Genomic DNA, 244 nt, shown 5'->3' on the forward strand with positions numbered 1-244 from the left:
TCGTGGCCAGCTTCGCCACGGCGGGCCTCATCCTCGTGGCGCAGCACGGCTTCGACGTGGCCGCGGTGGTGCAAAGTGCGCTGCCAGCGGCGTCGGACATCGCGCCCGTGCTGTTTCTCGGCATCGTGAACACGGGCCTCGGGTGCTTCCTGTACTTCTCGTCCATCGCCAAGCTGCCGGCGGGGTCGGTGGCCATCTGCGGCTACCTCGAGCCGCTGTCGGCGCTCGCGTTCGCCTCGCTTTT

1 protein-coding gene is annotated in these 244 nt (G+C 68.9%); it reads left to right on the forward strand.

Translation table 11 applies throughout. The features are described 5' to 3' along the window. Positions 1–244: EamA family transporter (locus C1876_RS17460; RefSeq protein ID WP_148707959.1), on the forward strand; the 244-nt coding region annotated here is incomplete at both ends.

The sequence above is a fragment of the Eggerthella sinensis genome, assembly GCF_003339815.1.
Lineage (GTDB): Bacteria > Actinomycetota > Coriobacteriia > Coriobacteriales > Eggerthellaceae > Eggerthella > Eggerthella sinensis.